A 23,715-nucleotide genomic window follows, 5' to 3' on the forward strand; every position below is an offset into this window, starting at 1 on the left:
AGTCCTGGCCGGGCCGTCGACGATGGCAGGGCCGCCTGCCGCGGCCGGGCCGTCGAGGGTCGCCGTCGTCGGGGGCGGCCCCGGCGGGCTCTACGCCGCCGCCCTGCTCAAGCGGCTCGACCCCGCCCGCGAGGTCACCGTCTGGGAGCGGAACGCGCCCTCCGACACCTTCGGCTTCGGCGTCGTCCTCTCCGACGAGACCCTCGGCGGCATCCGCGACGCCGACCCCGTCGTGTACGAGGCGCTCCGCCGCGACCTCGTCCGCTGGGACGACATCGACGTCGTGCACCGGGGCCACCGCACCCGCTCCACCGGCCACGGCTTCGCCGCCCTCGGCCGCCGCCGGCTCCTGGAGATCCTGCACGCCCGCTGCACCGACCTGGGCGTACGGCTCCGCTTCCGCACCGAGGCCCCGCCCGCCGCCGCCCTCGCCGCGGACCACGACCTGGTCGTCGCCGCCGACGGCGTCCACAGTCGCACCCGCGAGGCCCACGCCGCGCACTTCCGCCCCCGGATCATCACCCACCGCTGCCGCTACATCTGGCTCGCCGCGGACTTCGCCTTCGACGCCTTCCGCTTCGAGACCGCCGAGACCGAGTACGGCGTGATGCAGCTGCACGCCTACCCCTACGAGACCGGTGCCTCCACCGCCATCGTCGAGATGCGCGAGGAGGTCTGGCGGGCGGCCGGCTTCGACGAGCTCGACGAGGCCGAGTCCACCGCCCGCTGCGCCAAGATCTTCGCCGAGGCGCTCGGCGGCCGGGAGCTCCGGTCGAACAACTCCGCCTGGACCGCGTTCCGTACCGTCGTCAACGAGCGCTGGTCGTACGGCAACACCGTCCTCATCGGCGACGCCGCCCACACCGCGCACTTCTCCATCGGCTCCGGCACCAAACTGGCCGTCGAGGACGCCCTGGCCCTGGCGCACGCCGTCGACGGCCGCGCCGACCTCCCGGACGCCCTCGCCGCCTACGAGGCCGAGCGCCGACCCGTCGTCGCCTCCACCCAGCGCGCCGCCGCCGCCAGCCTCCACTGGTTCGAGGAGCTCGCGTACCGGGTCGACCGGCCGCCCCGCCGGTTCGCCTTCGACCTCCTCACCCGCAGCCGCCGCGTCACCCACGCCAACCTGCGGCTCCGCGACCCGGCCTTCACCGCCGCCGTCGAACGCGACTTCGGCTGCCCGCCCGGCACCCCGCCCATGTTCACCCCCTTCCGGCTGCGCGGACTGACCCTGCGCAACCGGATCGTCGTCTCGCCCATGGACATGTACGTCGCGGAGGACGGCGTCCCCGGCGACTTCCACCTCGTCCACCTGGGCGCCAGGGCCCTCGGCGGCGCCGGACTCGTCATGACCGAGATGGTCTGCGTGAGCCCCGGCGGCCGTATCACCCCCGGCTGCACCGGCCTCTGGACCGACGAGCAGGCCGCCGTCTGGACCCGGACCGTCGACTTCGTCCACACCTCGGCCCCCGGCACCGCGCTCGGCGTCCAGCTCGGCCACTCCGGCCGCAAGGGCTCCACCCGGCGGATGTGGGAGGGCATCGACCAGCCGCTGCCCGAGGGCAACTGGCCGCTGGTCGCCGCCTCGCCCCTCCCGTACCGGCCCGGCGTCAACCAGACTCCGCGCGCCCTCGACCGCGCCGGTCTCACCGCCGTGCGCGAGGAGTTCACGGCCGCAGCCCGGCGCGCGGCCCGCTCCGGCTTCGACCTCCTGGAGCTGCACTGCGCCCACGGCTACCTGCTCTCCGGCTTCCTCTCGCCGCTCACCAACCACCGCACCGACGCGTACGGCGGGGACCTCGACGGCCGGCTGCGCTACCCCCTCGAAGTCTTCGACGCGGTACGGGAGGCCTGGCCCGCCGACCGCCCCATGACCGTCCGGATCTCGGCCACCGACTGGGCCGAGGGCGGCACGACCGACGAGGAGGCCGTCGCCATCGCCCGCGCCTTCGCGGACCGGGGCGCCGACGCGATCGACGTCTCCACGGGCCAGGTCGTCCCGGACGAGACCCCCGCCTACGGCCGCTCGTACCAGACCCCGTACGCCGACCGCGTCCGCAACGAGGTCCGCGTCCCGGTGATCGCCGTGGGCGCGATCTCCTCCTGGGACGACGTCAACTCCCTGCTCCTGGCCGGCCGCGCCGACCTCTGCGCCCTGGCCCGCCCGCACCTCTACGACCCGCACTGGACCCTGCACGCGGCGGCCGAACAGGACTACCAGGGCCCGGCGGCGCCCTGGCCGGCCCCGTACCGCGCGGGCAGCCGCCGCCCCCCGACCGGCCGCCGCGACACGCCCTGAGCCGACGGCCCGCCGGCTCCCCGAGCGGTCCTCGCCGCGCTGTCCACCGGGTCGGCGCCTGCTCCGAGTGGCCGTACACCGTTCGCCGCCGCGACGCGGCTCGGCTCGGCTGGGACGGGACAGCGACCCACCGGTCCGCTCCACCCGGCAGAGCGGGCGCCCGGAAGGACGGTTCTTCATGCACGTGAACGGCGACGGGCCCGACAGCGCCCACCAGCGTCCCGACGGTGTCAGCGACACCACGGTGGAAGCGCTCGGATCCCTGTCGAAGGCCCTGGAGACGACCGAGCGGGCCCGCGGCCACCTCTACGCCTTCCACCAGCTGACCGGACGCGCGGACCTGGAGCTGGACCGGGCGGTGAAACTGCTGCGCGAGGCCGGTCACCCCACGTGGGCCCACCGCGTGCAGCAGGAGATCGTGGGCCGCAACGTCATCCCCGGGCACTGGACCTTCCAGATCGTCGAGGAGTACAACCGCACCTACTACGAGCCGTTCCGGTCGGTGGAGCGGCAGGCCCTGGCCGACCTGGCCGAGGGAAAGGACCACCTGTACGAGGCGGAGATGAAAGAGGTCCGCCGCTCCGACGGCCACCCGGACCACACGGCCCGCCCCGACGGTCCCGGCACCGGTTGCTAGGTCCGGGGGACGCCGTACGTCCGTACGGCCGTCTCCGACGGCGGCCGGGCGGCGGCGGTGATTTCCTGCCCGCAGAGACACGCTGTCCGCCCAAGGAAGAAGGTACGGCAGTGGCTTCCGAGCCCACCCTCGAATACACCGTCCCGGGCATGTCCGCCCAGGACAGCACCGGCATCATCGAGCTGCTCCAGAAGCGGCTGCACGCGCTGAACGATCTGCACCTGACCCTCAAGCACGTCCACTGGAACGTCGTCGGCCCCCACTTCATCGCCGTGCACGAGATGCTGGATCCGCAGGTCGACCAGGTGAGGTCCATGACCGACGACCTCGCCGAACGCATCTCCACCCTCGGCGGTGTCCCCCGGGGCACGCCGGGAGCGCTGGTCTCCGACCGGAGCTGGGACGACTACTCCATCGGCCGGGCCGAGGCCATCGAGCACCTGGGCGCCCTCGACGTGGTCTACACGCAGCTGATCAAGGACCATCGCGCCGCCATGGAGGCGACCGAGACCTCCGACCCCGTCACCCAGGACATGCTCATCGAGCAGCTGCGCGGTCTTGAGCTGTTCCAGTGGTTCGTCCGTGCCCACCTGGAAAGCAGCGGCGGGCGCCTCAGCACCGCCGACGCCCGGACGGAACGGGCGGCGGCGGACCGGGCGGCCGAGCAGGCGCGCAGCCAGCCCTGAACCACGCACGGCGCCGGGGAACCCGCCCGTTCCGGCCGGGTTCCCGTGCCCTTCACCGGCGCGGGCCGGGCCCCTGGGCGGGCTCTCCGGACCCCTGAGCGGGCTCTCCGGAGAGGAACGGGCGGACGAACTCCGCGCCCCGGTCCCGCAGCAGCTCGTGCAGGGCCGCGAAGACCTCCGCCGAGCGCCGGCCCGGCCAGTCGTCCGGCAGGAGCTCCGCCGGGAGCACCGGGTCCGCGTACGGCAGTCGGCGCCAGGAGTCCAGGGCGAGGAGGTAGTCCCGGTAGGCGTCCTCGGGGCCCGCCGGCGCCGTCCGCCAGGCCCGCAGCACCGGCCCGTGGACCGCGAGGAACTCCTCGTGGAGCGCGGCGATCGCCGGCAGGTCCCACCAGCGGGCCACCGCCCCGGCCGTGGCCGCGTACCCCAGGTGGTCGCCCCGGAAGAGGTCCACGTACGAGGAGAGCTCCAGGCGCTCCAGGGCGTTCCTGGTCTCCTCGTACAGCCGGGCGGGCGCGATCCAGACGCCCGGCGCCGCCGTACCGAAGCCGAGCCGGCCGAGCCGGGAGCGCAGCAGGTGGCGCTTGTGCCGCTCGGCCTCGGGGACCGAGAAGACGGCGAGGACCCAGCCCTCGGAGAGTTTCGGCTCGGTACGGGCGTAGATGCGGCGGTCGCCGTCGTCGAGGAGCCGGCGGGCGTCCTCCGAGAGGGCGTATCCGGCGGCGCCGTCCGTCGTCCGGCCCGGCAGCAGCAGCCCGCGCCGCTTGAGCCGCGACACCGAGGAGCGCACCGAGGGCGCGTCCACCCCGAGCACCGCGAGGAGCCGGATGAGCGCGGCCACCGGCACCGGCGACCCGTCGGGCGCACGACCGTACGCGCCGTAGAGGGAGACGATGAGGGATCGGGGAGTGTGCTGCTCGGCCACGTGATCACTTTAGGGGGTGGCCGGGCGGGGCGTCCCGCAGCCGGAAGCGCTGGAGCTTGCCGGTGGGCGTGCGCGGCAGCGCGTCGAGGAAGACGATCTCGCGGGGCGACTTGTACGGGGCGAGGCGGGCGCGGACGAAGGCCCGCAGCGCGGCGGCCGTGACCGCGTCGCGCGGCACCCCGTCCCGTACCACCGCGTACGCCACGACGACCTGTCCTCGCAGCTCGTCCGGGCGGCCCACCACGGCCGCCTCCACCACGTCGGGGTGGCCGAGGAGCGCCTCCTCGACCTGCGGTCCCGCGATGTTGTACCCGGCCGAGATGATCATGTCGTCGGCCCGTGAGACGTAGCGGAACCAGCCGTCGGGCTCGCGGACGTAACGGTCGCCCGTGACGTTCCAGCCCTCCCGGACGTACTCGGACTGCCGGGGATCGGCCAGATAGCGGCAGCCCACCGGGCCGCGCACCGCGAGCAGCCCCTCCTCGCCGTCCGGAACGTCCCCGCCGTCGCGGTCCACGATCCTGGCCTGCCAGCCGGGCACCGGGCGGCCGGTGGTGCCGGGGCGGATGTCGCCGTCGGCGGCGGAGATGAAGATGTGGAGGAGTTCGGTCGCGCCGATGCCGTTGATGAGGCGCAGACCGGTGCGCGCGTACCAGGTCTTCCAGGTCGCTTCCGGCAGGTTCTCGCCCGCGGAGACGCAGCGGCGCAGGGAGCCCAGGTCCGGGGCCGTGCCCTGGACCAGCTCGTCGAGCATGACCCGGTAGGCCGTCGGGGCGGTGAAGAGCACCGACACCCGGTGCCGCTCGATCGCCGCGAGGAGCTGTTTGGGCCCGGCCTGTTCGAGCAGGACCGCGCTCGCCCCGGCCCGCAGGGGGAAGACGACGAGCCCGCCGAGGCCGAAGGTGAAGGCGAGCGGCGGCGAGCCGGCGAAGACGTCGTCGGGCAGCGGGCGCAGGACGTGCGCGGAGAAGGTGTCGGCGACGGCCAGGACGTCCCGGTGGAAGTGGACGCAGCCCTTGGGCCGCCCGGTCGTGCCGGAGGTGAAGGCGATCAGGGCCACGTCGTCGGCGGCCGTCGGCACCGCCGGGTACGGGCCGGGGCGGCGGGCGGCGAGGGCGAGGAGGTCGTCCGGTCCTTCCCCGCCGAAGGGGGTGACGCGGAGCCCCGGGATCCGGGCGCCGAGGAGCTCGTCGACGGTGCGGACGTCGCAGAGGGCGTGGGTGCAGCGGGCCGCGTCCGCCATGACGGCCAGCTCGGGGGCGCGCTGCTGGGCGAGGACGGTGACGGCGATCGCGCCCGCCTTCATCACGGCGAGCCAGCAGGCGGCGAGCCAGGGGGTGGTGGGACCGCGCAGCAGGACCCGGTTGCCGGGCAGGACCCGCAGGTCGGAGCTGAGGACGTGGGCGATGCGGTCGACCCGGTCCTGGAGCTCCCCGTAGCTCCAGACGCCGCCCTCGCCGTCGTGGAAGGCGGGCCGGCCGGCGCCGAACCGTTCCACCGTGCGGTCGAGGAGTTCGGCGCCGCAGTTGAGCCGGTCGGGGTAGGCGAGCTCGGGGAGGTCGAAGAGGAGACGCGGCCACCGGTCCGGCGGCGGCAGCCGGTCGCGGGCGAAGGTGTCGAGGTGGGCCGAGGGTGTCAGCTCCATGAGTCCGTCCCCCTGTCGTGGTGGGGTCGCCCGTCGCTCCACGAGCGTATCGTGTTGGTGACGGCAGTCAACGGTTCGCGACAAGGGTGCCGGGGTGCGCCCGTGGGAAGGCACCGGACGGCGCCCGGACGCGGACGCCCGACGGGGTCAGGACACGGACGCCCGACGGTACGGGGACGAGGACGCCCGGGGGCGTCGGAAAGGGCCCACATGCCCGCATTCTCGCTCGACACGGCACAGACCACCTGGTGTGCGGAGCTCCGCACCCTGGCGGCGGAACGCCTGAAGCCCCTCGCCGAGAAGGGCGAACCCGGACGGGTCAACCGCCCCCTCGTCGCCGCCCTCGGCGAACTCGGACTCCTCGCCCGGCTCTTCGACGCGGGCGCCCTCGACCTCTGCCTCCTGCGCGAATCACTCGCCCGGACCTGCACCGAGGCCGAGACCGCCCTCGCCCTCCAGGGCCTCGGCACCCACCCGGTCGCCGCCTTCGGCACCCCCGCGCAGCGCGCCCGCTGGCTCCCCGAGGCCACCGCGGGACGGGCCGTCGCCGCCTTCGCGCTCTCCGAGCCGGGCGCCGGCTCCGACGCCGCGGCCCTCGTCCTCGACGCCGTCCCCGACGGGCACGGCGGCTGGCGGCTGCACGGCGAGAAGCAGTGGATCTCCAACGCCCCCGAGGCCGACTTCGCCACCGTCTTCGCCCGCACCACCCGGGGAGCGGGCGCCCGGGGCGTCACCGCCTTCCTCGTCCCCGCCGACCGGCCGGGGCTCGGCGGCGAGCCCCTCGACATGCTCGCCCCGCACGCCCTCGGCACCCTCACCTTCGACGGCGTCCCCGTCGGCCCCGAGGACCTGCTCGGCGAACCCGACCGGGGCTTCCGGGTCGCCATGCACACCCTCAACCTCTTCCGGCCCAGCGTCGGCGCCTTCGCCGTCGGCATGGCCCAGGCCGCCCTGGACGCCGCCCTCGCCCACACCGCCGCCCGCCCCGCCTTCGGCGGCCGGCTCGCCGACCTCCAGGCCGTCGCGCACCGGATCGCCGAGATGGCCACCCGTACCGAGGCCGCCCGCCTCCTCGTCTACGCGGCGGCCACCGCGTACGACGAGGACGGCCCCGACGGCCCCGACGTCCCCCGGCGCTCCGCCATGGCCAAACTGCTCGCCACCGAGACCGCCCAGTACGTCGTCGACGCCGCCGTCCAACTCCACGGCGCCCGCGCCCTGCAACGCGGCCACCTGCTCGAACACCTCTACCGCGAGGTCCGCGCGCCCCGGATCTACGAGGGGGCCACCGAGGTCCAGCGCACGATCATCGCCAAGGAGCTGTACGCGTCGCACGCGGCCCAGGCGTCGCACGCCGCCCACCGTCGGCCGGGGGAGCCGTTCCCGGGGGAGGATGGTGACACGACACCGCACGCCGAGGAGCCGTCCCCATGAGCCTGCACCGGCACAACCCCGCCGAACTCTCCCCTCCCAGCGGCTTCTCCCACGCCGTCACCGCCACCGGCACCCGGCTGGTCTTCCTCGCAGGACAGACCTCCCTCGACACCGAGGGCGTCGTCGTGGGGGACACCCTCACCGAGCAGTTCACCACCGCCCTCGCCAATCTCCTCACCGCCCTGCGGCACGCCGGAGGCACCCCCGCCGACCTCGCCCGCGTCACCGTCTACACCACCGACGTCGCCGCGTACCGCGCCCACGCCCACGAACTGGGCCGTGTCTGGCACCGGTTGGCGGGCCGCGACTACCCGGCGATGGCCGTCATCGGAGTCGTACGCCTCTGGGACGAACAGGCCCTGGTGGAGCTCGACGGCTTCGCGGTCCTGGACGAGCACACCCACGCTTGATCAACTGGTCGCCCGTGCGGGCCGGGCTTAGTGTCGAAAGGTGGACTGACCGGCCCACGGATCACTCACCAGGCGAGAACCCGAGGCGCCATATGAGTACCCCCAAGCCGACGACACCGGCACAGACCGCCGCTCCGAAGAGCGGTGGGGACGGCAAGGGCATCGCCCTGTTCGTGATCGCGTCCTGCCAGCTGATGGTGGTCCTCGACATCACGATCGTGAACATCGCGCTCCCGCACATCCAGACCGCGCTGGACTTCTCCACCACCAGCCTGGCCTGGGTCGTCAACGCCTACACCCTCACCTTCGGCGGCCTGCTGCTGCTCGGCGGCCGGGCCGGCGACATCCTGGGGAGGCGGCGCGTCTTCATCTTCGGCGTGCTGCTCTTCGGACTCGCCTCGCTCTTCTGCGGACTCGCGCAGAGCGAGTGGCAACTCCTCGCCGCCCGGGCGCTCCAGGGCGTGGGCGGCGCGATAGCCTCGCCGACCTCGCTCTCCCTCATCACCACGACGTTCGACGAAGGCCCGGAACGCAACCGGGCCTTCGGCGTGTTCGCGGGCGTCTCGGCCGGCGGCGGCGCGATCGGCCTGGTCGCCGGAGGCATGCTCGTCCAGTGGCTCGACTGGCGCTGGATCTTCTTCGTCAACGTCCCCATCGCCCTGCTCATCGCCTTCCTCACCCCCCGTCACGTCAAGGAGTCGGAGCGGCGCCCCGGCCACTTCGACCTCACCGGCGCCCTCACCTCGACGCTCGGCATGGTGGCACTGGTCTACGGGTTCATCCGCGCCGCCCAGGAGGGCTGGCGCGACCCGTACACGATCGGCTCGTTCGTCGCGGCGGTGGTGCTCCTGGCCGTGTTCCTCCTCGTCGAACGGCGCTCCCAGCAGCCCATCACGCCGCTGCGCATGTTCGCCGACCGGAACCGTTCCGGCACCTACGCCATCATGCTCTGCCTGGCGGCGGCGATCTTCGGGATGTTCTTCTTCCTCACCCTGTTCGTGCAGCAGGTGCTGGCCTTCAGTCCCTTGAAGACCGGCATGGCGTTCCTGCCCGTCAGCGCGATCATCGGGGTCGGCGCGGGGCTCACGTCCACCCTGCTGCCCCGGTACGGACCGAAACCGTTCATGGTGACGGGCTCGGTCCTCGCCGCGGCGGGCCTCTCCTGGCTGACCCTGACCGACGTGGACTCCACCTATCTGGGCAGCATCCTCGGGCCCATCCTCGTCTTCGGCTTCGGCATGGGGCTCATGTTCGTCTCGCTGACCATCATGGCGCTGTCGAACGTCGAGCCCAGGGACTCGGGCGCCGCGTCCGGCCTGCTCAACGCGATGCAGCAGGTGGGCGGTTCGCTGGGTCTCTCGATCCTGGTCACGGTCTTCGGCACGGCCAGCCGCACCGAGGCGGACAAGCAGGTGCCCGCCTTCCTCTCCCAGGCGGGCCCGCTGGAGAAGGCCGAGTTCGCCAGGACCGGCCAGCTGCCGCCCCCCTGGGCGGACGAGATCCTGACCGCCGGGGTCTCCGCGGGCTTCGTCACGGCGGCGGTCTTCGCCGTGGTCGGCGCCCTGATCGCCCTCTTCGTGATCCAGGTCCGGGCCTCGGACATCGAACGGCTCAAGGGCGGTGTGGTGCCGCCCGTCTGAGCGCGTCGGCTCACTCCGTGACGGGGAGGCACTCGGCGAGCAGGCCGACGACGTCGCGCCAGGCCCGCCGCGCGTGCTCCGGGTGGTAGCCGACGCCGGGGACCGTGGGGTGGTCGACCGGCGGGTGGTGGAAGGCGTGCAAGGCGCCGCCGTAGACCGCGAGGCGCCAGTCGACGCCTGCGGCCTGCATCTCGGCGGTGAACGCGTTCCGTTGTGCGGGCGGCATGATCGGGTCTTCCGACCCGACGCCGGCCCACACCGGGCAGCGAATGCGCGCTGCCTCGCCCGGTCGGCCCGTGGTCAGCGCGTTGACCGTCCCGATCGCGCGCAGGTCGGCGCCGTCGCGCCCGAGTTCCAGCCCGACGGCGCCCCCGGTGCCGTAGCCGATGGCGGCGATCCGGTCGGGGTCGGTGCGCGGTTCGGTGCGCAACACGTCGAGTGCCGCATGGCCGATGCCCCGCATCCGGTCGGGGTCGGCGAGCAGTGGCATGCAACGGGCCAGCATCTCCTCGGGGTCGCCCAAATAGCGCCCGCCGTGAAGGTCGAAGGCCAGCGCCACGTATCCCAGCTCGGCGAGAGCATCGGCCCGGCGGCGCTCGACGTCGCTGAGTCCCGTTCCCTCGGGTCCGATCAGGACCGCGGGCCGGCGGTCGGTACCGGCGGGGAGGGCGAGGTGCCCGATCATCGTGAGGCCGTCGGCCGGGTATTCGACCGTGCGCGTGGTGACAGTCGTCATGAGACACGACGGTACTGAGGAGGCCGTCCGTACGGGCCGGTCTTCGCCCTCGGCGGAACAGTAGGGGTGGGCCCGCGGGGTCGACGAGGGCATCTTCGGACCGGCGTAATGAAAATGATTGTCATACTGATATGGTCGGCGCACACCCGCTCGCCACGCCCTCCGAGGACCCCCCTTGCCCCGCCTGCCCGCACCCCCCGGCCCGCCCGCGAACACCCCCGCACCTTCCGCCCGCCCCCGCCGCGCGCTCACCGCCCTCGCCCTCGCCACCACCGCGGCGACCCTGCTCACCGGCTGCTTCGCCGGCACCGGACACACCCGCGGCACCGGCGCCGGACACGACGGGCGTCTCCGGGTCGCCATGATGCAGCCGCCCCGGTCCGGCCTCTCCCCGCTCTCCGACGACGCCTTCAAGCTCTCCCGGTGGTCCACCGCCGAGACCCTCGTCCGGCTCGACCGCGACGGCAACGCCGCACCCGCCCTCGCCACCGCCTGGCGGCAGACCGGTCCGACCTGGACCTTCACCCTCCGCGACGGCGTGACCTTCCACGACGGCACGCCCCTGACCGCCGAGGCCGCCGTCCGCTCCCTGACCACCGCGGCCCAGGCCTCGCCCAAGCCCCGCATCCTCGACGGCGTCGCCCTCACCGCCCGCGCCACCGGCCCCCGCACCCTCACCGTCACCACCGGCACCGCCGACCCCCTCGTCCCCCAGCGGCTCAGCTCGCCGCAGCTGTCGATCCTCGCCGCCAAGGCCTACCGGGGCGGGACCGTGAACCCCGTCGGCGCCGGCACCGGACCGTTCGTCCTGGTCCGCGCCGAGGGCACCGCCTCCGCGACCCTCGACCGGTACGACTCCTACTGGGGCGGCCGCGCCAAGGCCACCGGCATCGACGTGCGCTACGTCCCCGACGGCACCGCCCGGGCCGCCGCCCTGCGCAGCGGCGAGGCCGACATCGTCGAGGCCGTCCCCGTCTCCCAGGCCCGCCTCCTCGACCCGGAACTGATCACCGAGGTCCCCATGCCCCGGACCAACACCCTGTACCTCAACACCCGTGAGGGCCCGTTCAAGGACCCGGCCCTCCGCGCCGCCGCCCGTGAGGCCGTCGACGCGCGCGCCCTCGTCGCCGGGGTGTACGAAGGACGGGCCGACGTCGCCGAAGGACTCCTCGGCCCCGCCCTGCCCTGGGCGGCCGGACTCCGCGCACCCGTCCGCCGCCCCCGGGCGGCCGCCGCTCCCGCGGGCGCCACCGTCACCATCGGCACCTTCACCGACCGGGCCGAACTCCCCGAGGTCGCCCAGCTCCTCCAGCAGCAGCTCCAGAAGGCCGGCTTCACCGTGAAGCTGGACGTACGGGAGTACGCCACCATCGAGGCCGACGCGCTCGACGGTAAGTTCGACGCCTTCGTCCTCTCCCGCGCCACGGTCCTCGACTCCGGCGACCCCGCCGCGTACCTCTACAGCGACTTCGCGGGCGACGGCTCCTTCAACATCGCCCAGCTCGCCGACCCCGCCGTCGACCGGGCGCTCGCCACCGCCACCGGCACGGCGACCGGCGAACCCCGCCGCCGGGCCGTGATCGCCGCCGAGGCCGCCGTGCTCGCCACCGACGCGGCCGTGCCGATGCTGCACGAACGCGTCATCCAGGGCGACGCCGCCGACGTCGTGGCCGCCGCGCACGACCCGCGCGAGCGCGAACTCGTCACCGTCGACACCCACGTACGGTGAAGTCCCCGGCGATGACCACCCTGGCGGCCCGCCTGCTCATGGCGAAGGCCCTGACGGTCAAGACCCTCCTGACGAAGGCCCGCCCATGAACCACGCGACGGGGCCGCGCCACCTGACGGAACCCGAGCTCGGGGAACCGGGGACGGCGAACGCCCTGCCTCAACCCGGGACCCCGAACTCCCCCGCAGAGCAGGTGAGTTCGCGAAGTCCCAACCGTCCGTCCGGGCCGGGGAGTTCCCGTAGCCCTCGCAGGACGGCCGGGCCCGAAGCTTCCCGGCGGCCCAGGCCGACGGACGGCCCGTCCAGGTGGCGGCCCGTCCTGGCGGCCGCCACCGGCCGGGGCGTGGTCCTCACCCTTCTCGTGGCCGTCGTCGGGCTGCTGCCGTGGCTCTCCGGCAAGGACCCCGCACTCGGCCTGCTGCGCGCCCGGTCCGCCGAGCAGGCCCCCACCCCCGAGGCGCTCGCCGCCATCCGTGCCGACCTCGGCCTCGACGCCGGGCCCTGGGGCCTCCTCGGCGGCTGGGCCGCCGGGCTGCTCCGGGGCGACCTCGGGGTCTCCTGGGTCTCCGGCACCGACGTCGCCCCCTCGGTCCTGGGCGGCCTCGGGGTCTCGCTGACCCTGATGGGCGCGGCGCTCGCCGTCGCGTGCGCCGTCGGCGCGCTGCTCGCCGCGCCCGCGCTCGTACGGGGCCGGGCCACGACGGGCACCGTCGCCGCGACGCTCACGTCGCTGCCCGAGTTCCTGCTCTCCCTCGCGCTGCTGATCGTCGCCGGGGTGTGGCTCGGACTGCTGCCCACCTCCGGCTGGGCAGGACCGTCCCATCTGGTGCTGCCCGCACTGGCGCTCGGGATCCCGGCGGGCGGGCTCCTCGGCCGGCTCGTCGCCGACGCCGTCCCCGCCGTCCTCGACGAACCGTGGGTGGAACTGTGGCGCGGCGCCGGAACCGGCCGCGCCCGGATCACCCGGGCCGCGCTCCGCCGCGCCCTGCCGCCGCTCGTCCCGCAGTTCGGTCTCGTGGTCGTCGGGCTCACCGGCGGCGCCGTCGCCGTGGAGACCGTGTTCGCCGTCCCCGGCATCGGCCGTACGGCACTCGGCGCGGCCAAGGCGCAGGACCTGCCGCTGCTCCAGGGCTGTGTGCTCGCCCTCCTCGTCCTCGGCCTGCTGGTCGGCGGCGCGGCCTCGCTCGTACGGCGCCGGATGCTCGGGCCCGCGCTGCGCGAGGCGGGTCTGAGCCTGCCGCCGCCCCGGCCGGCGCGGGTGTCCGCCGCCGTCCCGCTGCTCCTGGCCGCCGTGCTCGCGGCGGTGATCGGCTGGGGGTTGCTCCGGGACCCGTACGCCGTGGACGTCGTCTCCCGGCTCGCCGGCCCGTCCGCCGCGCACCCGCTCGGCGCGGACGCGCTCGGCCGGGACGTCCTCGCCCGCCTCGGGCACGGCGCCGCCGCCACGGTCGGCACCGCCGCCGCGGTGACCGCGCTGAGCTGTCTGATCGCCCTCGCGCTGGGCTTCCTGCCGGGCACGGCGGCCGGGCTCGCGGACATCGCCAACGCCCTGCCCCCGGTGATCGCCGGCCTGCTCGTCGCGGCCGTGACCGGTCCCGGCGCGGGCGCGGCCGCCCTCGCCGTGACCCTGGTGTCCTGGCCGCCGCTGGCCGCCCACGCGGCGGCCCTCGCCCAGGAGGTGCGCGCCTCGCGCTTCCTCCAGGCCCAACGCGCTCTGGGGGCGGGCCCGTTGTGGATCGCGACGCGGCACGTGCTGCCCTCGGTGGCGGGCCCCGTGGCCCGGCACGCGGTGCTGCGGCTGCCCGGCGTCGCCCTCGCCCTCGCCTCGCTCGGCTTCCTCGGCCTCGGCGCCCAGCCGCCCTCGCCCGAGTGGGGCCTGCTCCTCGACGAGTCGGCCGACTACGTCGAACGGGCCCCCGTCGCCGCGCTCGCCCCGGCCGTGGCCCTCGCCCTGCTCGCCGCGCTCGCCGTCCGCCTTTCCCACGCCGCCCCGGCCCGCGGGAGCTTCCGTACGGCTCCGGCCCGAGGGAGTTCCCGTACCGCCGCCCCCAGGAAGGCCCGCTCCGTTGCCGCCCCCCGCTCCTGAACCGCTCCTCTCCGTCGACGAGCTCCGCGTCTCCTTCCCCGGAGCCGCCCCCGAGGGCGTCGAGGCCGTGCGCGGAATCGGTTTCGAGGTGTACGCGGGCGAGGTCTTCGCCCTGGTCGGCGAGTCCGGCGCGGGCAAGTCGCTCACGGCCCGCGCCCTCCTCGGCATGGCGCCCCGCACGGCCGCCGTCTCCGGCCGGGTACTGCTCCACGGCGCCCCCGTCACCCCGGCCGACCTCGGGCGCCGTATCGCCCGGATCCCGCAGGACGCCCTGTCGGCCCTTTCGCCCGTCCACCGGGTCGAGGACCAACTGGCCCTGGCCGTACGGTCCGTGCAGGGACTCGGCCGTCGCGAGGCGCGTGCGGCCGCCCGGCGGGCGCTCGCCGGCACGGGCCTCGCCCCGGAAGCAGCCGCCGCGTACCCGCACGCCCTGTCGGGCGGCATGCGCCAGCGCGCCGTGATCGCGCTGGCCCTGGTCAACGGGCCCGGCCTCGTCGTGGCCGACGAGCCGACCACGGCGCTCGACCCCGACCGCCGGGAGCGGGTCCTCACCCTCCTGCGGGAGCGGTGCGCGGCGACCGGGGCCGCCCTGCTGCTCGTCACCCACGACCTGGAGGCGGTACGCCGCCACGCCGACCGGGCGGCCGTCCTGTACGCGGGCCGCATCGCCGAACTCGGCCCGGTGGAACGGGTACTGGGGCACCCGGCGGCCCCGTACACCCGTGCCCTCCTCGCCGCACTGCCCACGGCCGGGCTGCCCCACCGCTCCCGGCTGCCCGTCCTCGCCGGAGCGCCACCGCTCCCGGGCGCCACGGGCGAGGGCTGCGCCTTCGCGCCCCGCTGCCCGGGCGCCACCGCCCTCTGCCACCGCGAGGACCCCGGGCCGAGAACCGTCGACGGGCGCCGGGTCGCCTGCCACCACCCCCTCCGGGAGGCCGCGTGAACGCCCTGCTCCAGGTACGCGACCTCGTCGTACGGTACGGCGGCCGCACCGCCGTCGACGGGGTGTCGTTCGACGTGACCGCCGGCGAGACCGTCGGCCTCGTCGGCCCCTCCGGCTGCGGCAAGTCGACCACGGCCGCCGCCGTCCTGCGGCTGCTGCGCCCCGACGCCGGATCGGTCCGGTTCGACGGCGTCGAGCTCACGACCCTGCCGGAGCGCGCACTGCGGTCGCTGCGGCCCCGGTTCCAGCCGGTCTTCCAGGACCCGTACGGAGCGCTCAGCCCGCGCCGCCGCGTCCGCGACCAGATCGCCGAACCCCTGCGGGTGCACGGACACTGGACGCGGACCGAAGGACCCGAGCGCGTCGCCGAACTCCTCGGCCTCGTCGGGCTCGACCCCTCGCACGGCGACCGGCTGCCCCACGAACTGTCCGGCGGGCAGTGCCAGCGCGCGGGTATCGCCAGGGCCCTGGCCACCCGCCCCGAGCTCCTCGTGCTCGACGAGCCGACCTCCGCCCTCGACCCCTCCCTGCGGGCCGGCGTCCTCAACCTCCTGATGGACCTCCAGGACACCCTGGGAGTCGGCTGTCTCCTCATCTCCCACGACCACGCGGCCGTCCGGCACACCTGCGACCGCGTCCTGACCATGCGCGAAGGAAAGCTCACCGCGTGACCCGCCCGACCCCCCTCACCCGGCTCCTCGTCTCCAGCCAGTTCGCCTTCAACGTCGGCTTCTTCGCCGTCCTGCCCTACCTCGCCGACCACCTCGGCGGCACCCTGGGGCTCGGCGGCGCGCTCGTCGGACTCGTCCTGGGCCTGCGGACGTTCAGCCAGCAGGGCCTGTTCGTCGTCGGCGGGGCCCTCACCGACCGGTACGGCCCCCGGCCCGTGGTCCTGGCGGGCTGCGCCCTCCGGATCGTCGGCTTCGGCTGGCTCTCCCTCGCGGCGAGCGCCTGGACGGTGACCGGGGCCGTCGTCCTCGTCGGCTTCGCCGCCGCACTCTTCTCCCCGGCCGTCGAGTCCGAGATCGCCCGCGAGGCGCTCCGCGCCGAACGCTCCGGCGGCCCCCGGCGCACCCGGACCCTGGCCCGCTTCTCGGCCGGCGGTCAGGCCGGCGCCCTCCTCGGCCCGGTCGTCGGCGCGCTGCTCCTGCACGGAGCCGGTGACGCCCACTTCCGTACGGCCTGCCTGGCCGGAGCGGGCGTCTTCACGCTCGTCCTCGCCGCCCACGTACGCCTCATGCCCCGGGGCGGCGGCCGGGAAAGGCGCCCGGGGGAGTGGCGGTCGGTCCTCGGCGAGCGGCGCTTCCAACGCCTCGCCCTCGCCTACTCCACCTACCTCCTCGCCTACAACCAGCTCTATCTGGCCCTCCCCGCCGAACTGGACCGGGCCACCGGCTCCCAGGCCGCCCTCGGCTGGCTGTTCGCCCTCTCCTCGGCCCTGGTCGTGTTCGGCTCGGGCCCCCTGGAACGGCTCGCGGCCGCCCGGCTCGACAGCCCGGCCATGATCCGCGCCGGACTCCTCCTGATCGCCGCCGCGTTCACCGCGACGGCCGCCCTCAGGCCGTACGAGGGTCTCTGGGCGGCGGTCGCCTTCACCGTCCTGCTCACCCTCGGCCAGATGCTGGTGCTGCCCGCGACCCGGGCCCTCCTCCCCGACCTCGTGGACGAGCGCGTCCTCGGCCTGTCCACCGGCGCGCTCTCCTCGCTCGCCGGCCTCGTGGTCCTCGCCACGGCGGCCCCCGTGGGCGCCCTCCTGACCCACATGGGCCCCGTCCCCTGGCTGATCCTCGCAGCGCCCCCGCTCCTCGGCCTCGCCCTCGTACCGGGCCGCCCCGACGACAGGGCGACCGGGCCCACGGCCGGCCGCCCCGGACGGACGTCCCGCGAAGCGGCCGGTAGGGGCGCCGCCTAGGGGGCCGCGGAAGGGAGAAAACAGTGCATATCGGTGTCCTGCTGCTCTCCTGTGAAGACGCGGACCGTCAGACGACCTTCACCGCCGACTGGGCCGAGAAGGCCGTCGCCGAGGTGCTCGTCTTCGTCCCGGGGGTCGGCTTCAAACCGATCCCGCCGCGCTCACCGCTGGTGGGCGTCGTCGAGCGGGTGGCGGCCGTGCGCACCCTGCACGAGGCCCAGCTCGTCGCGGACGACGGCGAACTCCCGGCCCTCACCGCGCACGCCCGCGACCTGGTCGCCGAACTCGCCGACAGCCTGGGCCGCGTCCCGGCCGAACCCGTGCTCTCGTCCCTCGAAGCGGCCTGGCAGCGGGTCGCCGACGTGCGCAGGACCGGCACGGCACCCGACGCCGACGGCCTGGCAGCCGTCGAAGCGGCCCTGGCGGAGGCCCGCGCAACGGCCGCACGACGCTGACCCGCGCACGCCGCCGCGCATGTCCGCACCCCGTACGTGTCGTGCCCCGGACGGAGAGCAGGGCCGCCGCACCGGCGGGTGCGACGGCCTTTCCCCGAAGCCGGTGCCCTAGATGTCCCGGAAGATCTCGATCTGCGCGCCGATCGAGTTCAGTCGCTCCGCCAGGTCCTCGTAGCCGCGGTTGATGACGTACACGTTCCGCAGGACCGACGTGCCCTCGGCCGCCATCATCGCCAGCAGGACGACCACCGCCGGGCGCAGGGCCGGCGGGCACATCATCTCGGCGGCGCGCCAGCGGGTGGGGCCCTCGACCAGGACGCGGTGGGGGTCGAGGAGTTGGAGGCGGCCGCCCAGGCGGTTCAGGTCCGTCAGGTAGATCGCGCGGTTGTCGTAGACCCAGTCGTGGATCAGGGTCTTGCCCTGCGCCGTCGCCGCGATCGCCGCGAAGAACGGCACGTTGTCGATGTTCAGGCCGGGGAACGGCATCGGGTGGATCTTGTCGATCGGCGCCTCCAGCTTGGAGGGGCGGACCGTCAGGTCGACCAGGCGGGTCCGGCCGTTGTCCGCCGCGTACTCGGCCGAGCGGTCGTGGTCGAGGCCCATCTCCTCCAGGACCGCGAGCTCGATCTCCATGAACTCGATGGGGACGCGACGGATCGTCAGCTCCGACTCGGTGACGACCGCGGCGGCGAGCAGGCTCATCGCCTCGACCGGGTCCTCGGAGGGGGAGTAGTCGACGTCCACGTCGATCCGCGGCACGCCGTGCACGGTCAGGGTGGTGGTGCCGATGCCGTCGACCCGTACGCCGAGGGTCTCCAGGAAGAAGCACAGGTCCTGGACCATGTAGTTGGAGGAGGCGTTGCGGATGACCGTGACGCCGTCGTGGCGGGCCGCGGCGAGCAGCGCGTTCTCCGTCACGGTGTCGCCGCGTTCGGTCAGCACGATCGGGCGGTCGGGGGAGACCGAGCGCTCTACCTGGGCGTGGTAGATGCCCTCGGTGGCCGTGACGTCGAGGCCGAAGCGGCGCAGCGCGATCATGTGCGGTTCGATCGTGCGCGTACCGAGGTCGCAACCACCGGCGTACGGCAGCTTGAAGCGGTCCATGCGGTGCAGCAGCGGGCCGAGGAACATGATGATCGAGCGGGTGCGGATCGCGGCCTCGGCGTCGATCGAGTCCATGTCCAGCTCGGCCGGCGGCACGATCTCCAGGTCGACGCCCTCGTTGATCCAGCGGGTGCGCACCCCGATGGAGTTGAGGACCTCCAGGAGCCGGAAGACCTCCTCGATGCGGGCGACCCGGCGCAGGACCGTACGGCCCTTGTTGAGCAGGGAGGCGCAGAGCAGCGCGACACAGGCGTTCTTGCTCGTCTTGACGTCGATGGCGCCGGAGAGCCGGCGGCGGCCGACGACCCTGAGGTGCATGGGGCCCGCGTAGCCCAGGGACACGATCTCGCTGTCGAGGGCCTCGCCGATCCGGGCGATCATCTCAAGGCTGATGTTCTGGTTGCCGCGCTCGATCCGGTTGACGGCGCTCTGGCTCGTGGCCAGTGCTTCGGCGAGCTGCGTCTGCGTCCAGCCGCGGTGCTGACGGGCGTCACGGATGAGCTTGCCGATGCGTACGAGGTAGTCGTCTGCCATGGCGTCACGTTATCTCAGATATGAGATGTGGCTTGACGTGGGGGTGGGCCGTCAGGGTGACAGGCCGTGCGCGGTGGGGTGGCGCGGCTCGTACAGGGGGAGTTCCGTGCCGCTCGGCAGCCGGACGGCGGCGAGCAGGCCCCAGCTCTGCTCGGTGATGGCCCGTGAGATCTCGGCGCCCCGGTCCTCGAGGGCCGTCAGGGTCTCGGTGAGGTCCTCGCACATGAGGTACACCTCGTGCTTCGGCTCCTCCGTCGCGGGATGCACCGCGATCTCGGCCGGTGGCAGCTTGAAGACGAGCCAGCCGCCGCCCGCGTCCACGTGCTCGAAGCCGAAGACGTCCTTGAGGAAGGCCCGGTCCGCCTCCGCGTCCCGGGTGTACAGAACCATGTGCGCGCCGCTGAACATGCTCCGATCCTCACCCCGCCGTACGGCCCCGGCAATCGCTCCGCGCCCGTACGGGGAGCCCGGTCGTCCCTTCAGGACCGCTACGGCAGTTCGACCGAGAGGTGGGCGGAGAGGGCGCGCAGGAAGTCGGCCGCGTCGAAGACCGCGCCGGCCGAGACGACCCCGACCGCCCTGGTCCGCCCCGAGAGCACCCGGTCGACCGCCTCCACCGCGAGCGGCGCGCTGACGGCGTAGATGTCCTGACCGCGCGCCACGGCGCGCCGCTCCTCACCGCCGGAGCGCACGAGCACGTCCACCAGGAAGGTCTGCGCGGACCGGCCGCGCTCGTCGACCGCGGCCGGCGCCGGGGTCTCCGAAGAGGCCAGGTCCTCCGCCGCCCCGGCGGCCATGTAGGTGCGGACCTCGGGAACGTCCAGGTGGCTGGGGACGGTGACGACATCGGCCATGGTGAAGTCGCCGATCACCGGGCTGACCCCCAGCGGCTCGGGGAACGTCCACTTCAGGGTGGTGGACGGGGAGTCGTCGCGGTACTCGAGGCGCCCCCCGGTGAAGCGGACGTGCCGGCCGCCCCTGCGCTCCCGCGAGACCGCCCCCGCCGTACGGGTCCCGGTCGTGGGGTGCCAGCTGCTCAGCCCGTACGCGACGTGCACCTCGTCGGCCGACGTCCGGTCGCCCATCGCCGCGGTGACGAGCAGGTCGCCCAGGCCGCCGAAGAAGGCCATCGCGGGGACCACCACGGTGCCCGCCGCACGGGCGGGCTCCGCGAACCGGGCGAACGTGTCGACGTTGGCCTCGATCTCGGCCGCCACGTCCACGTACGGGATCCGGGTGCGCAGCGCCGCCTCGATCACCGGGGCGGCGGTCGAGGCGAAGGGCCCGGCGCAGTTGATCACGGCGGCGGCGCCGGCGAGCGCGCGGTCCAGCGAGGCCGGGTCGTCGACCGTGGCCTGCCGGACGTCGAGGCCGGCGAACTCCGGCCGGGACGCCGCGAACTCCGCCAGCTTGCCGGCGTCACGCCCGGACAGGACGGGGACGAACCCGCGGTCCAGCAGCTCCGCCACCACGAAACGCCCGGTGTGCCCGTAGGCACCGAACACCGCGACCGCCCGTACCGAACCCATGACTTCCTCCGTTGCCCGCTGTCCTCTTCCGGTACGAGGAGCCTGTCAGGGGCCGCCGACCGCGGCCAGTGTCCGGAACGACATGCCCCGTACAATTCCGGACATGGAATCTGTCGCGCTGGCCGTCACCGACGGGATGCTGCACTTCGAACTCTCCGTGGCGCACGAGGTGTTCGACGACGCCGCGTACGACCTCACCGTCTGCGGGCCGGGACCGGTGCGGTTCGGCAGGTTCCGGCTCGACCCGGACGCCGGGCTCGACCGGCTCGCGCACGCCGGCACGGTGATCGTCCCCGGCTGGGCCGACGTCGACGTGGACCCGCCCGCCGAACTCGTCGACGCGGTGCGCGCGGCCCACGAGGCGGGCGCGCGGGTGGCGTCCCTGTGCACGGGCGCGTTCGTCCTGGCCGCCGCCGGGCTGCTCGACGGCCTCCGGGCGACCACCCACTGGGCGCACACCGACGTCCTGGCCGCCCGCCACCCCCTGGTGGAGGTCGACCCGGACGTGCTCTACGTCGACAACGGCAGCGTGCTCACCTCCGCGGGCAAGGCCGCCGCGATGGACCTGTGCCTCCACCTGGTCCGCCTCGACCACGGCTCGGCCCACGCCAACACGATCGCCCGCCGCCTGGTCGTGCCCCCGCACCGGTCCGGCGGCCAGGCCCAGTTCGTCACCACGCCCGTGCCGGCCCAGGACGACCATCCGCTCGCCGAACTGTTCCCCTGGGCGATCGAGCGGCTCGACCAGGCGCTCACCGTGGAGGACCTGGCCCGCCGGGCCAACATGAGTTCGCGTCACCTCGGCCGCCACTTCCGGTCGGTGACCGGCGTGACCCCGCTGCAGTGGCTGCTGACCCAGCGGATCCGGCGCGCCCAGGAACTCCTCGAATCCAGCGGAGACAGCCTCGACACCATCGCGGCGGCCACGGGCATGGGCACGGCGACGACCCTGCGCCGCCACTTCAACCGGACCCTCGGCGTCCCTCCGGACACCTACCGCCGCACGTTCCGCCGCTCCTCGGCGCGCGCCGGCACGGGATGACCGGTGGCGATCCGCCGTAGCGCCGATCACGTGGTGGTGGACGAGGGAGGGGGCCTCGGCTCCGGGGCCGGCGCGTACGAGGACCCGGCCGGCCGGGCCCGTCAGGTCCTTCCGGTCAGCCGGCCGACCGTCCTGGGACGGCGGTGTCGACCGCTGCGTAGGTGACGCCGTGGTCGGCCAGGACCTCCGCGACGACCCCGCCGGTCGTGGTGAGCGCGAGCAGGATGTGCTCGTCGCCGATCTCCCGGTCCTTGCGGGCCAGTGCCACGCGGAGGGAGTTCTCCAGGACGGACTTGGCCTCCCGGGAGAAGGTCTGGCGGCCCGACCACCACCTGGGGCCCTTGCGGTCGCCCGCCAGCGCGCCCGTGCCGTGGGTCTCCTCCACCCGCGCCACGATCGCCCCGACGTCGATGCCGAGGTCCGCCAGGGCGTCGGAGTCGGCGCGGGAGAGACCCGCCCGGCGCCGGGCCTCGGCGAGCGCGGCCACCAGGGACGGGCGGCGGTCCGGCGGGCAGAGGTCGCGCAGCGCGGCCGCCGCCCGGGTGTCCTCCCGGTCGAGCAGGGCCAGCAGCATGTGCTCCTTGGTGACGACCGTCGCGCCGCCCCGCTCGGCGTGCGCGACCGCTCCCTTCACCACGGCTCGCGCGTCTTTCGTGAACCGTTCGAACATCACTGCCTCCCGTACTTCTTGTGGACGGCCTGCCGGCTGACTCCCAGTTCGGTCGCGATCTCCTGCCACGACCAGCCCTGGTCGCGCGCGCTGCGCACCTGGACGGCCTCCAGTTGTTCGAGCAGTCGCCGCAGGGCGGAGACGGCCCGTAGTCCGACCCGGGGGTCGCGGTCACCCGCCCGCGCGGCGAGATCGGTCGCATCGGTCATGCAGTCAACCTACGTTGACGCCGGGAGTGATGTCAACCCTGGTTGACGCGACGACTCTCCTTCGTGACCCGTGACCCGTGACCCGTGACCCGTGACCCGTGACCCGCGGTCTCCGGTCGATCAGGGGGCCGACGCGCCCCGGTCGTCACCGAACGCCTCGGCGTAGGAGACGAAGCGGGCCCTGTCCCCGGGGTCGACGACCTCGTCGAGGTCGCCGAAGTGGAACGACGTCGACGTGCCGGCCACCACGTCGTGGAGATAGCGGCTGCACGACACGGGGGCCGCCTCCCAGAGCGGGCCGCGGCCCTCGTTGAGGACCACGGTCCACTCCTCCGGTTCGACGCCGGGCCGGACCACCCGGTACGGGAAGTGCCCCGCGCCCTCGTCGAAGCCCCAGGGCACCAGCCGGACCCCGGGGGTCAGGAGCTCCGGCGGCCGGTCCTCGCCCGACTCCCGGAGCCGGCGGAGGATCTCCTCGCGCTCCCGGGCCTGGGTGGGGAGGTCGTGGCAGGGGTCGGGGTGTCCGGGCGTGAGGAGCCGGAGCGTGCCCGCGAAGAGCCCGCAGCCGTACGACCGGACGAGCCGCTTGTAGTCGGCCGGCAGGGCCGTGCCGAGCGCCTCCTCCACCGCGGCCCATTCCACGCCCCCGGTGACGGCGCCCGGTGGCGGTGGCGGGCACAGCCGCTCCAGCGGCCCGGTGTGGCGCAGGGCGCGGGCCGTCCGCAGGTCGTCGGGCAGGGCGCTGAGCCGTACGGGCGTCCTGCCCGCGTCCAGTGCGGCCACGCGCAGCCGGTCGCCCACTTCGGGGCGCGGCGCGTCCGACCACCACGAGGGATGCTTGGTCCGGTCCACGAAGCCCTGCCGGCCGTCCGCGTCGACGAGGCACCCGACGCGCGCCACGGCCGTGACGAGGGCGGTGCACTCCTGGTGATCGGTGAGCATGGCGCCCCTCTTCCCCCCACCCGCTTCGGGTGAGGGGCCTGCCGGGCATGACCGAGCGGCGGGGATGCACTAGAGTTATCTCGACATCGAGATAACTGCTTACGGCGCACCGCAGCCGCCCACCCGGTAAGGGTTACCTAACTTAGTCGTA

The 23,715-nt window shown here is 74.4% G+C and carries 22 protein-coding genes; 13 read left to right on the forward strand and 9 right to left on the reverse strand.

Annotation, left to right across the window (positions count from 1 at the left end):
- Positions 1 to 22 precede the first annotated feature (22 nt).
- The 3 genes from ACFWUY_RS09085 (at position 23) to ACFWUY_RS09095 (ending at position 3,622) form a co-directional block, all read left to right on the forward strand.
- A complete protein-coding gene (locus tag ACFWUY_RS09085; RefSeq protein WP_384104469.1) occupies positions 23 to 2,299 on the forward strand; it encodes a bifunctional salicylyl-CoA 5-hydroxylase/oxidoreductase in 2,277 nt (758 codons plus the stop codon).
- Between the two features lie 178 nt (positions 2,300 to 2,477).
- Positions 2,478 to 2,936, forward strand: a complete 459-nt coding sequence (locus ACFWUY_RS09090; RefSeq protein WP_384104122.1) for a hypothetical protein — start codon at positions 2,478 to 2,480, stop codon at positions 2,934 to 2,936.
- 149 nt (positions 2,937 to 3,085) lie between these two features.
- Positions 3,086 to 3,622 (forward strand): Dps family protein, encoded by a 537-nt coding sequence (locus ACFWUY_RS09095; RefSeq protein ID WP_384104471.1) that lies wholly within the window; start codon positions 3,086 to 3,088, stop codon positions 3,620 to 3,622.
- 52 nt (positions 3,623 to 3,674) lie between these two features.
- Here ACFWUY_RS09095 and ACFWUY_RS09100 read toward each other — a convergent pair whose 3' ends face one another.
- Both ACFWUY_RS09100 and ACFWUY_RS09105 read right to left on the reverse strand, forming a co-directional pair.
- The gene (locus ACFWUY_RS09100) at positions 3,675 to 4,544 is read right to left on the reverse strand and encodes a PaaX family transcriptional regulator C-terminal domain-containing protein (protein WP_384104125.1); all 870 of its coding nucleotides are present in this window, start codon (positions 4,542 to 4,544) and stop codon (positions 3,675 to 3,677) included.
- A gap of 4 nt (positions 4,545 to 4,548) precedes the next feature.
- Positions 4,549 to 6,189 (reverse strand): AMP-binding protein, encoded by a 1,641-nt coding sequence (locus ACFWUY_RS09105; protein ID WP_384104128.1) that lies wholly within the window; start codon positions 6,187 to 6,189, stop codon positions 4,549 to 4,551.
- Between the two features lie 210 nt (positions 6,190 to 6,399).
- On the opposite strand from ACFWUY_RS09105, the gene ACFWUY_RS09110 reads away from it, so the two are divergent.
- From ACFWUY_RS09110 to ACFWUY_RS09120, 3 genes are all read left to right on the forward strand, one after another.
- Complete coding sequence (locus ACFWUY_RS09110; protein ID WP_384104130.1) at positions 6,400 to 7,623, forward strand: acyl-CoA dehydrogenase family protein; 1,224 nt, start codon at positions 6,400 to 6,402, stop codon at positions 7,621 to 7,623.
- Positions 7,620 to 8,033 carry a RidA family protein gene (locus ACFWUY_RS09115; RefSeq protein WP_384104133.1) on the forward strand — a complete coding sequence of 138 codons (414 nt, stop codon included), beginning with the start codon at positions 7,620 to 7,622 and terminating at the stop codon, positions 8,031 to 8,033. The genes ACFWUY_RS09110 and ACFWUY_RS09115 overlap by 4 nt, the downstream gene beginning before the upstream one ends.
- 92 nt (positions 8,034 to 8,125) lie before the next feature.
- Entirely contained in the window at positions 8,126 to 9,673 is a 1,548-nt protein-coding gene (locus tag ACFWUY_RS09120) for an MFS transporter (RefSeq protein WP_384104136.1), read from the forward strand.
- 10 nt (positions 9,674 to 9,683) lie between these two features.
- Here ACFWUY_RS09120 and ACFWUY_RS09125 read toward each other — a convergent pair whose 3' ends face one another.
- Positions 9,684 to 10,409 (reverse strand): dienelactone hydrolase family protein, encoded by a 726-nt coding sequence (locus tag ACFWUY_RS09125; RefSeq protein WP_384104139.1) that lies wholly within the window; start codon positions 10,407 to 10,409, stop codon positions 9,684 to 9,686.
- Positions 10,410 to 10,692: 283 nt separating this feature from the next.
- Between ACFWUY_RS09125 and ACFWUY_RS09130 the strand changes: the two genes are divergently transcribed.
- The 6 genes from ACFWUY_RS09130 (at position 10,693) to ACFWUY_RS09155 (ending at position 17,534) form a co-directional block, all read left to right on the forward strand.
- Positions 10,693 to 12,138, forward strand: coding sequence for an ABC transporter substrate-binding protein (locus ACFWUY_RS09130; protein ID WP_384104474.1), 1,446 nt, complete (start codon positions 10,693 to 10,695; stop codon positions 12,136 to 12,138).
- A 319-nt stretch (positions 12,139 to 12,457) separates the two neighbouring features.
- Positions 12,458 to 14,224: an ABC transporter permease subunit gene (locus tag ACFWUY_RS09135; protein ID WP_384104477.1), complete on the forward strand. Its 1,767-nt coding sequence runs from the start codon at positions 12,458 to 12,460 to the stop codon at positions 14,222 to 14,224.
- Entirely contained in the window at positions 14,205 to 15,167 is a 963-nt protein-coding gene (locus ACFWUY_RS09140; RefSeq protein WP_384104142.1) for an ABC transporter ATP-binding protein, read from the forward strand. The genes ACFWUY_RS09135 and ACFWUY_RS09140 overlap by 20 nt, the downstream gene beginning before the upstream one ends.
- Positions 15,164 to 15,838 carry an ATP-binding cassette domain-containing protein gene (locus ACFWUY_RS09145; protein WP_384104145.1) on the forward strand — a complete coding sequence of 225 codons (675 nt, stop codon included), beginning with the start codon at positions 15,164 to 15,166 and terminating at the stop codon, positions 15,836 to 15,838. Before ACFWUY_RS09140 ends, ACFWUY_RS09145 begins: the two co-directional genes overlap by 4 nt.
- Positions 15,835 to 17,079, forward strand: coding sequence for an MFS transporter (locus ACFWUY_RS09150; RefSeq protein WP_384104148.1), 1,245 nt, complete (start codon positions 15,835 to 15,837; stop codon positions 17,077 to 17,079). The genes ACFWUY_RS09145 and ACFWUY_RS09150 overlap by 4 nt, the downstream gene beginning before the upstream one ends.
- 23 nt (positions 17,080 to 17,102) lie before the next feature.
- On the forward strand, positions 17,103 to 17,534 hold the full coding sequence (locus tag ACFWUY_RS09155) for a hypothetical protein (protein WP_384104151.1): 432 nt from the start codon (positions 17,103 to 17,105) through the stop codon (positions 17,532 to 17,534).
- Between the two features lie 108 nt (positions 17,535 to 17,642).
- Here the strand turns inward: ACFWUY_RS09155 and ACFWUY_RS09160 are convergent, their stop codons facing one another.
- From ACFWUY_RS09160 to ACFWUY_RS09170, 3 genes are all read right to left on the reverse strand, one after another.
- Positions 17,643 to 19,172 (reverse strand): helix-turn-helix domain-containing protein, encoded by a 1,530-nt coding sequence (locus ACFWUY_RS09160; RefSeq protein ID WP_384104154.1) that lies wholly within the window; start codon positions 19,170 to 19,172, stop codon positions 17,643 to 17,645.
- Between the two features lie 51 nt (positions 19,173 to 19,223).
- Positions 19,224 to 19,580: a VOC family protein gene (locus tag ACFWUY_RS09165; protein ID WP_384104157.1), complete on the reverse strand. Its 357-nt coding sequence runs from the start codon at positions 19,578 to 19,580 to the stop codon at positions 19,224 to 19,226.
- An 80-nt stretch (positions 19,581 to 19,660) separates the two neighbouring features.
- Complete coding sequence (locus tag ACFWUY_RS09170; RefSeq protein ID WP_384104160.1) at positions 19,661 to 20,701, reverse strand: saccharopine dehydrogenase family protein; 1,041 nt, start codon at positions 20,699 to 20,701, stop codon at positions 19,661 to 19,663.
- Positions 20,702 to 20,804: 103 nt separating this feature from the next.
- On the opposite strand from ACFWUY_RS09170, the gene ACFWUY_RS09175 reads away from it, so the two are divergent.
- On the forward strand, positions 20,805 to 21,743 hold the full coding sequence (locus ACFWUY_RS09175; protein ID WP_384104163.1) for a helix-turn-helix domain-containing protein: 939 nt from the start codon (positions 20,805 to 20,807) through the stop codon (positions 21,741 to 21,743).
- Positions 21,744 to 21,858: 115 nt separating this feature from the next.
- Here ACFWUY_RS09175 and ACFWUY_RS09180 read toward each other — a convergent pair whose 3' ends face one another.
- The 3 genes from ACFWUY_RS09180 to ACFWUY_RS09190 form a co-directional block, all read right to left on the reverse strand.
- Entirely contained in the window at positions 21,859 to 22,413 is a 555-nt protein-coding gene (locus tag ACFWUY_RS09180) for a Clp protease N-terminal domain-containing protein (protein WP_384104166.1), read from the reverse strand.
- Positions 22,413 to 22,622 carry a helix-turn-helix domain-containing protein gene (locus ACFWUY_RS09185; protein ID WP_383865982.1) on the reverse strand — a complete coding sequence of 70 codons (210 nt, stop codon included), beginning with the start codon at positions 22,620 to 22,622 and terminating at the stop codon, positions 22,413 to 22,415. The genes ACFWUY_RS09180 and ACFWUY_RS09185 overlap by 1 nt, the downstream gene beginning before the upstream one ends.
- A 120-nt stretch (positions 22,623 to 22,742) precedes the next feature.
- Complete coding sequence (locus ACFWUY_RS09190) at positions 22,743 to 23,564, reverse strand: SMI1/KNR4 family protein (RefSeq protein ID WP_384104170.1); 822 nt, start codon at positions 23,562 to 23,564, stop codon at positions 22,743 to 22,745.
- Positions 23,565 to 23,715 lie beyond the last annotated feature (151 nt).

It is taken from the genome of Streptomyces sp. NPDC058664, from assembly GCF_042716635.1.
In the GTDB taxonomy this organism is placed as follows: domain Bacteria; phylum Actinomycetota; class Actinomycetes; order Streptomycetales; family Streptomycetaceae; genus Streptomyces.

Bases quoted from the DNA above. Each gene is read 5' to 3' on its own strand.
- ACFWUY_RS09085 (WP_384104469.1), top strand. From the start codon at position 23: ATGGCAGGGCCGCCTGCCGCGGCCGGGCCGTCGAGGGTCGCCGTCGTC.
- ACFWUY_RS09165 (WP_384104157.1), bottom strand. From the start codon at position 19,580: ATGTTCAGCGGCGCGCACATGGTTCTGTACACCCGGGACGCGGAGGCG.
- ACFWUY_RS09160 (WP_384104154.1), bottom strand. From the start codon at position 19,172: ATGGCAGACGACTACCTCGTACGCATCGGCAAGCTCATCCGTGACGCC.
- ACFWUY_RS09185 (WP_383865982.1), bottom strand. From the start codon at position 22,622: ATGACCGATGCGACCGATCTCGCCGCGCGGGCGGGTGACCGCGACCCC.
- ACFWUY_RS09125 (WP_384104139.1), bottom strand. From the start codon at position 10,409: ATGACGACTGTCACCACGCGCACGGTCGAATACCCGGCCGACGGCCTC.
- ACFWUY_RS09105 (WP_384104128.1), bottom strand. From the start codon at position 6,189: ATGGAGCTGACACCCTCGGCCCACCTCGACACCTTCGCCCGCGACCGG.
- ACFWUY_RS09180 (WP_384104166.1), bottom strand. From the start codon at position 22,413: ATGTTCGAACGGTTCACGAAAGACGCGCGAGCCGTGGTGAAGGGAGCG.
- ACFWUY_RS09095 (WP_384104471.1), top strand. From the start codon at position 3,086: ATGTCCGCCCAGGACAGCACCGGCATCATCGAGCTGCTCCAGAAGCGG.
- ACFWUY_RS09120 (WP_384104136.1), top strand. From the start codon at position 8,126: ATGAGTACCCCCAAGCCGACGACACCGGCACAGACCGCCGCTCCGAAG.
- ACFWUY_RS09115 (WP_384104133.1), top strand. From the start codon at position 7,620: ATGAGCCTGCACCGGCACAACCCCGCCGAACTCTCCCCTCCCAGCGGC.
- ACFWUY_RS09110 (WP_384104130.1), top strand. From the start codon at position 6,400: ATGCCCGCATTCTCGCTCGACACGGCACAGACCACCTGGTGTGCGGAG.
- ACFWUY_RS09175 (WP_384104163.1), top strand. From the start codon at position 20,805: ATGGAATCTGTCGCGCTGGCCGTCACCGACGGGATGCTGCACTTCGAA.
- ACFWUY_RS09170 (WP_384104160.1), bottom strand. From the start codon at position 20,701: ATGGGTTCGGTACGGGCGGTCGCGGTGTTCGGTGCCTACGGGCACACC.
- ACFWUY_RS09090 (WP_384104122.1), top strand. From the start codon at position 2,478: ATGCACGTGAACGGCGACGGGCCCGACAGCGCCCACCAGCGTCCCGAC.
- ACFWUY_RS09190 (WP_384104170.1), bottom strand. From the start codon at position 23,564: ATGCTCACCGATCACCAGGAGTGCACCGCCCTCGTCACGGCCGTGGCG.